At 39.5% G+C, this 10,365-nt stretch carries 11 protein-coding genes; 6 read left to right on the top strand and 5 right to left on the bottom strand.

Going from position 1 to position 10,365, the window contains the following annotated elements:
• A partial coding sequence (locus QNJ66_RS24800) for a protelomerase family protein (RefSeq protein WP_300511334.1) occupies window positions 1-938 on the bottom strand: 938 nt, incomplete at its 3' end.
• 135 nt (window positions 939-1,073) lie between these two features.
• On the opposite strand from QNJ66_RS24800, the gene QNJ66_RS24795 reads away from it, so the two are divergent.
• Window positions 1,074-1,481, top strand: coding sequence for a hypothetical protein (locus QNJ66_RS24795; protein ID WP_300511332.1), 408 nt, complete (start codon window positions 1,074-1,076; stop codon window positions 1,479-1,481).
• A gap of 209 nt (window positions 1,482-1,690) precedes the next feature.
• On the opposite strand, the gene QNJ66_RS24790 is transcribed toward QNJ66_RS24795, so the two are convergent.
• A complete protein-coding gene (locus tag QNJ66_RS24790; protein WP_300511331.1) occupies window positions 1,691-4,840 on the bottom strand; it encodes a phage/plasmid primase, P4 family in 3,150 nt (1,049 codons plus the stop codon).
• Window positions 4,841-5,687: 847 nt separating this feature from the next.
• Window positions 5,688-5,948: a helix-turn-helix transcriptional regulator gene (locus QNJ66_RS24785; RefSeq protein ID WP_300511330.1), complete on the bottom strand. Its 261-nt coding sequence runs from the start codon at window positions 5,946-5,948 to the stop codon at window positions 5,688-5,690.
• A gap of 315 nt (window positions 5,949-6,263) precedes the next feature.
• On the opposite strand from QNJ66_RS24785, the gene QNJ66_RS24780 reads away from it, so the two are divergent.
• The 3 genes from QNJ66_RS24780 (at window position 6,264) to QNJ66_RS24770 (ending at window position 7,814) form a co-directional block, all read left to right on the top strand.
• Window positions 6,264-6,605, top strand: coding sequence for a hypothetical protein (locus QNJ66_RS24780; RefSeq protein ID WP_300511329.1), 342 nt, complete (start codon window positions 6,264-6,266; stop codon window positions 6,603-6,605).
• A gap of 91 nt (window positions 6,606-6,696) precedes the next feature.
• Window positions 6,697-7,605, top strand: a complete 909-nt coding sequence (locus QNJ66_RS24775) for a DUF5895 domain-containing protein (protein WP_300511328.1) — start codon at window positions 6,697-6,699, stop codon at window positions 7,603-7,605.
• 71 nt (window positions 7,606-7,676) lie between these two features.
• Entirely contained in the window at window positions 7,677-7,814 is a 138-nt protein-coding gene (locus QNJ66_RS24770; protein WP_300511327.1) for a hypothetical protein, read from the top strand.
• Between the two features lie 39 nt (window positions 7,815-7,853).
• Here QNJ66_RS24770 and QNJ66_RS24765 read toward each other — a convergent pair whose 3' ends face one another.
• The gene (locus QNJ66_RS24765; protein WP_300511326.1) at window positions 7,854-8,090 is read right to left on the bottom strand and encodes a GNAT family N-acetyltransferase; all 237 of its coding nucleotides are present in this window, start codon (window positions 8,088-8,090) and stop codon (window positions 7,854-7,856) included.
• A 10-nt stretch (window positions 8,091-8,100) separates the two neighbouring features.
• On the bottom strand, window positions 8,101-8,226 hold the full coding sequence (locus QNJ66_RS24760) for a hypothetical protein (RefSeq protein ID WP_300511325.1): 126 nt from the start codon (window positions 8,224-8,226) through the stop codon (window positions 8,101-8,103).
• A gap of 357 nt (window positions 8,227-8,583) precedes the next feature.
• Between QNJ66_RS24760 and QNJ66_RS24755 the strand changes: the two genes are divergently transcribed.
• Together QNJ66_RS24755 and QNJ66_RS24750 are read left to right on the top strand one after the other, a co-directional pair.
• Entirely contained in the window at window positions 8,584-8,979 is a 396-nt protein-coding gene (locus tag QNJ66_RS24755) for a tetratricopeptide repeat protein (protein ID WP_300511324.1), read from the top strand.
• Window positions 8,980-9,397: 418 nt separating this feature from the next.
• A protein-coding gene (locus QNJ66_RS24750) for an IS630 family transposase (RefSeq protein ID WP_300511322.1) occupies window positions 9,398-10,347 on the top strand; the annotation gives its coding sequence in 2 pieces (ribosomal slippage) (window positions 9,398-9,737 and window positions 9,737-10,347; 951 coding nt in all).
• Window positions 10,348-10,365 lie beyond the last annotated feature (18 nt).

Here is a 10,365-nt window from a genome sequence, read left to right as displayed (position 1 = left end):
GCATCTGCTTTCCCTGGTGTGGGTTCATGGCCATTGATGGCTTTGATGAAGACGAAATCTTTGACTTGTGGAGGACAATAATAAAATACGGCGATCGCATCATAAACCGCCCTTAACCTTTGGGGATTAACTGTTTTTTCCCCGTTTAATCTGGATAAACTGGGTACAATTTCCCTAAAATTTACTTCTACTTGAAATCTAAGGTTATTTTTGTAGGTTTCTAGTTCTAAGTCGTTTAATTTATCTGCTTTAAAGGTATTTCTGAGAATATGATAACCTTTGAGGACAGTATCGGCTTCTATTAAGGTGGGCATTTCATAAGACCTTTGTTTTCCCCTAGTTTTTGCTTGTCCTTGGGTTAATATGATTGTATAAGCTGATGAGTCTGTTAATACTGCATCTCTGAGGATTTCTTGGGGTCTTAATCCTACTAATAAGACTAAGGCTGCTCCTATATCGGCATAACTGGCAAATCCTGTCTTTTCATAGGAGGCGATCGTACTCTCTAATAGTTCTCTGCCTCTGTTAACTATTAGTTCGGGATCTTCTAGGGTGGCTACATTATGTTGTTTCCAATCTAAGGCTTCCCTTTGTAACCCTAAGTTCATAGCTTTGATGTCATCGGGGGTGTCTATTAGGGTACAAGCAAAATGTTCGGATATTCCTTTCGTTGGGTGATATATACTGTTTTGGCTGGTTAATTTGTCTTTAAAGTGGATTCTGACGGCTTTATGTAAGTAAGTGTAGTAATTCTTGACGCTAGTGGGTTTTACTTTCTTTAAGAACTTTTGGGTTAGTTCTTCGTTTAAGACGGCGATCTCTTCTGAGTCTTCTTTTGTCATTCCTTCTAAACGGGTGAGGGTGTCATCAATAATCTCTATTACCCACTTAGAGGGTGGTTTCCCTTTGCCCCATTCTTTTAACCAATGTAAGCCCATATTCCTACAATACCCCTTTTGTCAGTTACAACTTAACCTTACAATAGGGGTGTTATATGTGTCAACTCCCATAAACTCTAATCAGTTAATACTGCAATCCCTAATCTTGATCATAATTTAGCTAAAATGTAGTGAATGATTTGGGAAATACACCCTTATTATCAAAATAATGGAAAGGCAAAAATGGGTGAAGCTAAAAGAAGAAAAAAATTAGACCCTAATTTTGGGAAAATTCCTAATAAAGTCTCTCTAAAAGACTTGTCGGATGCCTTAGAATCTGTGATAGGGAAAGGAATTTTTGCTCTGGAAAATAAAAAAATAGACTTTATTCCTTATCAAGAGTTACAAGATAAAAAAGATAACTACTTGTTATCTGTAATAGATGGTTTAGCCGACAATGAAATAGCTTTGATTACTAATAATGTAGCTAGAGCTATAACTAAAGAAGAAGCCAGTGAAATTTGGAGCTATGGTAATCGAGAAGAAATGATCGCTCTGACTCTAAGACAAGTCAAGAAGACTTATCCTGATTTGATTTCTTAATATTTGCTTCATCTTCTAAAAATCTCCATACCAATACTACGCATCTGATCTAAGAAATTCTTTAGTTCCGTGCGTTTTCTTTTTATTTGTTTTAGTAGCCATCGGCTAAACCGAGAGCGACATCAATCACAGGTATTTGTTAGCCTAGATGAGTAAACAGTGACTAATAGGATACTTTGCCCCAAAATAGGGGCTTTTTACCCTTATCTTCATCCATTGTACTCAGACCAACTCAATACTTTAACCTGTTCTATTACCGATAAGGGATACGTCACACCCTGCTTATCCTCTAATTGGCGATCGCCATTCACTTCGATTACCTTCCCCACCAGTTTCATCGTTCCGGTCACGGGATGAGGGATTAACCCTTGTAAGAACTGGCCTACTTCATAATTAGGGGTTTGCCCTTGGGGTTGAGATGAAGCTGCTTTGAGATTGTTGTAGAACTCTAGCAACTGTGAATCACTTAGGCGTTTTCTAGAACTCACACCATAGGTCGACACTAAGTATTCTTTGCCGGTGCTAGTAGTCCATCCTAGCGTCTCCATTTCTCCATCAATCCGTTTCATTAATTCCCCCCTCTCAATGATCTTGTATTGTGATGGTTCGTCATGGCAGGTTTCTGTCTCTGTAATCCTTACGGGAGAGGACTGTGATGGCTGTGACGACCTTTTTGGCGGTTTGTCCACAACTACATTCTTGGTCCCATTATCTTTGATACTTTCCCCGTATGTATTTAAGGGTTGATCCACATTAAAACCATTTTTCGTAAAATCCTTTAAAGTGCCTACACAGCCATCACAATCTTCTCCTGACTGGGTTTCGAGGATTACATACGGCTTAACAGCCATCACCTCTGGGGTCACGTCTGTCGATTTTTGGGTTTCACTCAAGGTTAATCGCTTCACCCATAACCCTTCGATGAATGGGGCCTCATCATCTAAATGATCCCGAATTTTCAACCCTTGGATAAAGACCCCGTTCCGGTTCCGGTCTTTTACCACATCACTTAAGTTCAGTTGGTGGTTACAAAGGTCTAACAACAGGGTACTGAATCGGTTAAGGCTAATAGGATTTACTTTGATGCCTTCACAGAATGCACAATAGTTCGGATACAGCCACTTCGATGCTCTTACATACACCTCCTCATTCTCTGTGGATTTAATTGCCTTTCCTACATGAGTGTAAGTCTCAGGGTCATAAATGATATTCTCGTTTAACCACCCTGCTATGGGGTTGTTTTCTACCATTGACTCTATCCTCTCTAAGGTTAGCTTAACGCACCTTCTATGGGCATTTTTGATGCACTCAGAAGCCTCAATAGAGTCCATCTCTAGTACCCAGTTCAGAAACCCTGGTATATACGGCACAAATTCCCCTGATATATTCCCCTGATTATCGTGCTTAATCAGATTCCGTTGCTCTTCTTCTGAGATTTTATGTTTCATCCCCACGGTTATCCGACGGCGTTGCAAGCCACTGGTGTAATCAGCAGTTTTTATATGCTCGTTTCCGGCAATGATTACCAAACAATCGGGTTTAAATCCCCCCGTTGCTTGCTGCATTTTCTTCTCGTAGGGTAGGCTATCCTCTCCTGTTAAGGCTTTGAGGGTGGTTACGTCTCCTGTGTACCTTTCTGCATCAGTGACTAAGACTAACCGTTTATCCTTGATGTTCGCTGTTTCAAACTTCGAGGTTTCTAGCCGTTTCAAGGTGGTTACATGGCAGTTCGAGAATCCTACTAGGGCGATCGCTAATCTGATCAGGGTACTTTTCCCTGTTCCCCCTGGCCCTATCAGTTCTAAAAATTTCTGCCAGTCCGCCCGTCCGGTGACAACTCCATGTAAATATGCCCTGATTAATTCTACGAGAGACTCGTCCCCCTGCATCATTTCCAGTAACCACTGCTTGATGGGTTCCCCTGTGGCTAGGGGGTTGTAGTCATAGGGAAGACACCAAGTAAAGTAATTGCTTGGACTATGGGGACATAAATCTCTAGTTTCAATATGGAGTACCCCATTCTTGAAGGGTATTAATCCTTTATGGGCATTACAAGCCATTTCTTTGACTAATAATATTCTCGATAGCTTTTTCCCTAGTTTTTCGACAAAGTTGATCGTAATTTCTCGATACGTTGGCCTTTGTGCCTTTAACTGCTCAATAATCTCTCTTTTCTCATCCTTACTTCGATCACTTTCTTTTACACTCTTTATGGCTAATGCTATTTGACCATTGATCTCCTCAAATTTCTGTTTTAATTCCCTTAGTTCTAATATGATTCTCCTTTCTAGTTGTATTTTACTTATTTGCCCCCATATTCCCTCTTTCTCTGCACTATATAAATGCCATTCTCCTGTTTTATCTTCAAAGATTAACCTATCTTTATAGAACTCTTCAAAATAAAGGGTTAATCCTTCTTCACTCCACTTCGGTAAGTTATGCTCTAGTTTGCTTACTTTGATTGAGGCCTGTTCTGAGGATCTGTTTTCCCATACTTCTGTGAACCATTCTCGTCCATTAGCAACAATTGCATCATCTATTCCTTTCTCCTCGGTTTCCCACGACATAAATAAAACTTTACAACAAGCTTCTCGGAAACACGACGCTAATCTTTCTCTGGCTGCTATGACATTGGCCTGGGTTTTCAATTTCTCGTCCTGGTCAAAGACGATGACTATTTCTCGTCCTGGTGTGGCTAAGTATTGAAGCTGCGGTAATAACTTGGGGTTTCCCTCTGAGTCTTTGGGTGAACCGTTCCATATTCCTGGGATACTAATTGCTGCTATTCCTTGAGATAGTAATGCTCCTGCTTTTTTGGTTCCTTCTACCACTGCGATCGCTATCTCAACATTCTCCTTCACCCATTTCCAGAATAACTTGTCCTTTTGGCGCAAGAATTCCTTGTACGTGATGCCTTCGGTCATTATCCATTGCTCACGGATTCTTTCTCGGTATTCCTTGAGAAGACCTGACTTTTTGGCGACTTTCAATCCGATACGTCGGGAGACTTTGAGACAAATGGCTTCTACCGGTTCAAAGGGTGGGACTTCGTATTTTCGGGTTTTTCCATCAGGAGTTACTTTCGGTTGGTTGGGTTTTAACTGTCCCCACAACAAGTCTTCCCCCGTTTCTGGGTTGATGGCATTCACAGCATATCCCCCAGATTCTAGGTGGGCGTTGGCTTTCAAGGTTCGGTTGTTGATTCGACCATCATTACGACGGGGAACATTGTCACTGTAGAGTAGCAAATCGTAGGTATCGGGGCCGATTAGTGATCTCACGTTTAAACCGACTATTTCAGCGTCGACTCCGGAACCGATTACCCATTCGTGACGGTGTTGTTCTTTGATGTTATTCATTTTGGACTCCAGTTTTTGTAATGTGCTGGAGATGCTCTGAAATTATGACTTGTTTGGAAGAACTAAGCTCGGACAACTAAGATAAAGATAGATATTATGTGAAGCTGGTGTATGTTCGCACCACCAGTGTTTGTGCTGTCCGCTTATTCAGTCGCAGTCATGATGGACAGAGCATCACCAGTCTTTCCTATTTCGACTTAATTAAATACCCACTTGACTCTATGCTTCTTGTCATAAGCATAGTTATTGGTGAATGCTCATTAGATGCTTTGTCCCCTTGATCATCGGGATGGGCAAAATTCGGGTGCATAATTTTCTCCCTAACGTGGTTTAACAGCGCATAAGGAGGTGTCAGCTTAAGATAAGAAACTTAATATAACCAGAGTCGCAATTTACGCTCTAATTCTCTATTTTTTGGTAATGAGAATTATTTTTTAGACAAAGCTTGCCTATACCGCAAATTTACTCTATGATGGAGTCATTACGGCCATTAACATTGCCAAAAAATTTATATTTCTTTCTTATCTCATCGTTACCTCCTTATTGGGTTAACAGAGATTTCACAGAGAGAAGCCCTTAGATTGAAACGTCGAACCACATTCCCCAATGATAGATCGGCGTTTCGTGGTTTTTAAGGGTTTCTCAACTTGAGAAACATCCACTTTGTATCAATAATCCTGTGTTTAGGAATATCTCAACTATATCTTAGATTCCTATTGCAAACAAGCATTAGATTAGAAAGAATAGGGGAATTAGTCGGCTTTGGGAAACTTACAACTATAGATTGAACACTCTGAGAGCGAAAATTCAGAGTTATCACCTCAGAAGAAGACGAAAAGCGTTAAGGTCATTCTTCAGAAACATATTCAATCAACTCCTCCAAATCACAGTTACGCCCACTTAGTTTGGTAATTGCTTCACAAATTTTTGCCAAAGCGTCTCCACCAATTTCTGGCAAATCGTCGTTGCTCTTAAGCTTTGAAATACTAACTGGATTCATATCCAGTTCTTGGGCCAGAGCTTTATTGGTGATTTTACGATCAGCCATCACCGTTCTCAATTTCCAACGAACCTTACCCACACTTAACTTATATAAGACAGCAACCATTAGTATCACCTAAAAAACTACTAATTTCAAAATATAGCTTTTTAAGCTAAAAGTCTATTTTTATAAGCTATTTATATAGCTTTATAGTTTATCTAAAAGAAAATACAATAGCCTATAAGTTTAATTAAATAGCCTTGTACGCTATACTAAAAGAGTAGATAAGACTTGATTACTACCTAATCTACAAAAAGAGGGGATAAATAGCCTTGCTACTTTCCCCCAACAAACAATCATTACTTTTATTATATGCTTCAAACCAAAGACTTCGACCCTACCCAGGATTTGCATCCATGCCCCATGTGCATTGATTGCCCAATGTTTTTGAACTGGGAGGGAACCCGTAACAGAGGATGGTGTAATGCTTTTAGCAAAATGGCTAAGACTTATCACCCTCGCACGAATGACTGTGAACTGGCCATTAAACAACACCAAGAACAAAACCCTATCGAGGTTCAAGTTACCTTGTGTAGCCATGAATTAGACATTGATCCTGATGATGGCCATACCTATTCCAAAGAAGAACGAGTCATCAGCCTAGTTGTCCCTGAAATTACCCGAAAAGCCGTCATGAAAGCTTTTGAAAAATGTAAAAACCAATTTCAGGGCTTCTACGTTCTCGACTTTAACCGTTGTTATGGTAGTGACGCTGAATTTTAGTCCGTAAGGGGGGTTAATCCCTCCTAATCCTCCTTATCTTATCAACATCAACCCCAAGCCACAACAAGCAAAGAATAACGACGATTAAACCATGACTACCACCGACTTTCTCAAAGAATTCGACGAAGATGTGACTGTATCCGAGTCCATCCCATATTGCCAAGTGACCAACCCCAAAAACCTGTCTCTGTCTGAGATAAAGCAGTATAATGTACCCTGGGGCATATTTCTTCCCACTGACCAAGCTGAGTTAGTCGGTTTCAATGTCCCCGACCATTTTACTCCGACTAGCCTTGTCTTTGACCAAGATAAACCTAATCAACGGGAAGTTGACGGTTTTCTTACACAACATATCCGCTTATCCTTAATCCACCGCTCTAACATCGAAGTCCAAGAAAAGACTGGGAACGGGTGGCAATATCTTGGAGAAGCTTATAAAAAGGGCAAATTAACAAGATATGGGGCTTTAGCTAACAAGGAAAGGGAAAATTATCGGTTACGGACACGATACTTGATTTTATTCCTTGATAATAACAATGAACCTCTTCATCGAGTACCCCTACGGTTGGGACTCGGAGCAGGAACAGGGGGAAGTCTTGGTGAAGAAATCAAAGTTTTTCGAGGGGAAATAGAACGGGTGTTCTTCAAGCTTCGGGGACAGCCTCAAAAAGCTTTAAGCGACAAGGCTCATGCCTTAACTGTACTTGATATTCAGCTTGGGGTTCATAAGGGCGACGGCAAAGCACCGTTTGTTTGCCCTGCTGTGCGCTTGGCTCCTGCTGTGGAGCAGGTGGGGACGGAGAAGGTGGTAGAACGACGAGGCGATCGCTCCGTTAAATTGGTGGGTACAGCCATTGAATCTCTCATGTTGCCTAAGTCCTCTGAGACGGGACAACTGATTCTATCTCTGTGGGATGAGTACCAAGATTTTCCTACGAAATTCCAAGATGATTCTCATGGTTATTCTGAGAATACAACCGAGGATGACGATGATTTCTAAGTAACTTATTGGGGGATAAATACATCCCCTTTTCTTAATCTTTTTTGAAAGTAGAATTAAATCATAAGCTCATGAGTCAAACTTTTGGCAACGGAAACGGTTATGGTCAGCTAGGAGAGGAAATATCACAAACTGTTCCCTCTGGAGCTACAATTAACATCCGTTTTTGTCCATACAAAGTGATTTCAGGAGACTGTATTACCTTATAGCCTAACTCTAGAGTCTTTTGATAAATAATTTATATCCGTTTAAGAGTTCAGATATTCACTAACAAGAAATTCCTTACCAGATTTGATAATCTTTGTCTGAGTCTCAATAAAACCCACATTTTGGTAAAATTTTCTCGCTCTATAATTATCTTTAGCTACAATTAATGATACTAAATTTGCTCCATCATTAATTGCCTGATTACAGGCTTGTTTTACCATATTTGTTCCATATCCTTTAGCTCTTTCTTCAGGAATTACATACAAATAACAACACAATGCCCATGTTTTACCAATATGCAGTAATTGGTCTGCCTAAATCTCCTCCATCAATAAATTGTAGATTGGTTTCGGTTTCTGACTGAAGCCATTGTGCAAAAAGTTGAGCATTTTTTTCTTCTTTTAAAATAACCATATTTGTTTCATATTTATTAAGGAGTAAAAAATCAAATCAATTAAACTAGGAAATTCTCCAACAATTAAAGGCGAAGTAACTAGCACAAATAAAGGATTAAAGGAAATCATGGGGGCAGTTAATTATAAATCAGAAGCCTTACCATCATAACAAGTCCTTCTTTTCAAAAGTTAAGCTCCCTAATAGCTGATAATTAAGCGATCGCCAATCTCCCCCCATCGCTAGTGCTGACTAATCTCCTCAACCATCTACACTAACGAGAAAGAGGGATTATGGACTAAGCTTTATCCCAATGGTATTATCTTAATAGTTATTCCTTCAACTTTTCTGAGAACTTTTAAAGTAAAAATAACACTCATGTCGAATAATTTAGAAGAGAAATACCTCAAAGCATTACAACTCGAAAAACAGGTATTCGGTGTACCACATTCTATCGTTGCTAATACCTTAAATCGTTTAGGAGGCATTTATGATCAACAGCAAAACTATGAGTTAGCCGAACAGTATTATCGACAAAGTTTGGAGATGAGCCAAGAATTGTTTGGAGAAGAACATCCTGATGTGGCAAGTAGTATGAACAACTTGGCTTCTCTCTACGAAGTTTTAGGCAGAGATGATGAAGCTGAGGCTCTTTATATTCAAGCGATAAGTATTTCTCTAAGAGTCTCAGGAGAGTCTGATCCCAATACCACTATCATCCAATGCAATTATCAATCCTTTCTTGACGAAAGACAGCAAAATAATCAGGGTTAATCAACAGATTTAAACTTCATCCATACTCATTACTATTTCGTTTTATTACATGCTGAATAGGCGATCGCCAAATATTCTTAATCATTTCTTAATATTTTTGGCTCATCAAGTTAGGGATAATAATTGAACTTATAGCGTTTCTCGGACTCATGAGGTACACCTAGGGGGGGCAAGAGGCATCGCGGAGTCAGACCACGAAACTTCAAGGCGATCGCAAAACCTCAAGGCGATCGCAAAACTTCAGGGCGATCGCAGAACTTCAGGGCGATCGCAGAACTTCAGGGCGATCGCAGAACTTCAGGGCGATCATGGCGATAGAGAGCGACACTGTAGCCCAAGAAAAGAACTTCTGTGAGCGGAATCAAAAAATATTACGTACAATAAACCCAGGAAAAATAAGAGTGAGTAAGGAGGGTTAATGCAACCATTATCAATTGATTTCAGACAGAAGATTATAAGTGTATATGAACAAGAAAAAGTCTCAATTAGGGAACTAGCCAAACGTTTCTATGTATCTAAAAGCTTCATTCAAAAACTATTAAAACAATATCAACAGACAGGAGACATTAAACCAAAACCCCAAGGAGGAAATGTACCTCCCAAAGTCCAGGGTGAGGATTTAGTTACCTTAATAGAAATCATTGAAGATAATAATGATGCCACTTTATCAGAACTATGTGAATTACTAGAACAGAAAACGAAGATTAGAGTTAGTACAGCAACAATGGGAAGAATTAGTCATGATTTGGATTATACAGTCAAAAAAAAACTCTTCATGCAGCTGAGAAAGAAAGTGAAGAAGTACAGCTAAAAAGAGTAGAGTTTTGGAAACAAATTCGAGATATTAAAGTTGAAGATTTAATCTTTATTGATGAATCAGGGGTTAATTTAGCTATGCTCAGACTCTATGCTAGAGCATTAAAGGGAAAAAGAGCTAGAGGGGAAAAACCTCAAAAGCGGGGAAAAAATATCTCGATAATCAGTGCATTATCTATTGAAAAAGTCTTGGCTTCTAGTAATATTTACGGCTCGGTAGATGGCACAACATTTGAAGCTTTTATTGTTAAAAAGTTAGTTCCAGAACTTTGGGAGAATGCCTGTGTCGTTCTTGATAATGCCCGAATTCATCTGGGAGAAATGGTCAAAGAAGCCATCGCACAAAAAGGAGCCAAACTTATTTATTTATCTCCCTATTCTCCTGAATTTTCGCCAATTGAAAATTTCTGGTCAAAGGTTAAAGCTATCTTGAGAAAACTTAAAGCAAGAACTTATAAAGATTTAATTGATGGCATTGTTGATGCTATGGCTCAAGTTACTCAACAAGACATTCGTAACTGGTTTACTCACTGCTGCTACTGTACCTCATGAGTCTGAGAAACGCTATAT

Source organism: Crocosphaera sp. (assembly GCF_030064895.1).
Taxonomy (GTDB): domain Bacteria; phylum Cyanobacteriota; class Cyanobacteriia; order Cyanobacteriales; family Microcystaceae; genus Crocosphaera.
Note: the sequence above shows the minus strand (reverse complement) of the source record. Positions and strands in the feature narration are given on the sequence as shown.

Bases quoted from the DNA above. Each gene is read 5' to 3' on its own strand.
- QNJ66_RS24795 (WP_300511332.1), top strand. From the start codon at position 1,074: ATGATTTGGGAAATACACCCTTATTATCAAAATAATGGAAAGGCAAAA.
- QNJ66_RS24790 (WP_300511331.1), bottom strand. From the start codon at position 4,840: ATGAATAACATCAAAGAACAACACCGTCACGAATGGGTAATCGGTTCC.
- QNJ66_RS24785 (WP_300511330.1), bottom strand. From the start codon at position 5,948: ATGGTTGCTGTCTTATATAAGTTAAGTGTGGGTAAGGTTCGTTGGAAA.
- QNJ66_RS24780 (WP_300511329.1), top strand. From the start codon at position 6,264: ATGTTTTTGAACTGGGAGGGAACCCGTAACAGAGGATGGTGTAATGCT.
- QNJ66_RS24775 (WP_300511328.1), top strand. From the start codon at position 6,697: ATGACTACCACCGACTTTCTCAAAGAATTCGACGAAGATGTGACTGTA.
- QNJ66_RS24770 (WP_300511327.1), top strand. From the start codon at position 7,677: ATGAGTCAAACTTTTGGCAACGGAAACGGTTATGGTCAGCTAGGAGAG.
- QNJ66_RS24760 (WP_300511325.1), bottom strand. From the start codon at position 8,226: ATGGTTATTTTAAAAGAAGAAAAAAATGCTCAACTTTTTGCACAATGG.
- QNJ66_RS24755 (WP_300511324.1), top strand. From the start codon at position 8,584: ATGTCGAATAATTTAGAAGAGAAATACCTCAAAGCATTACAACTCGAA.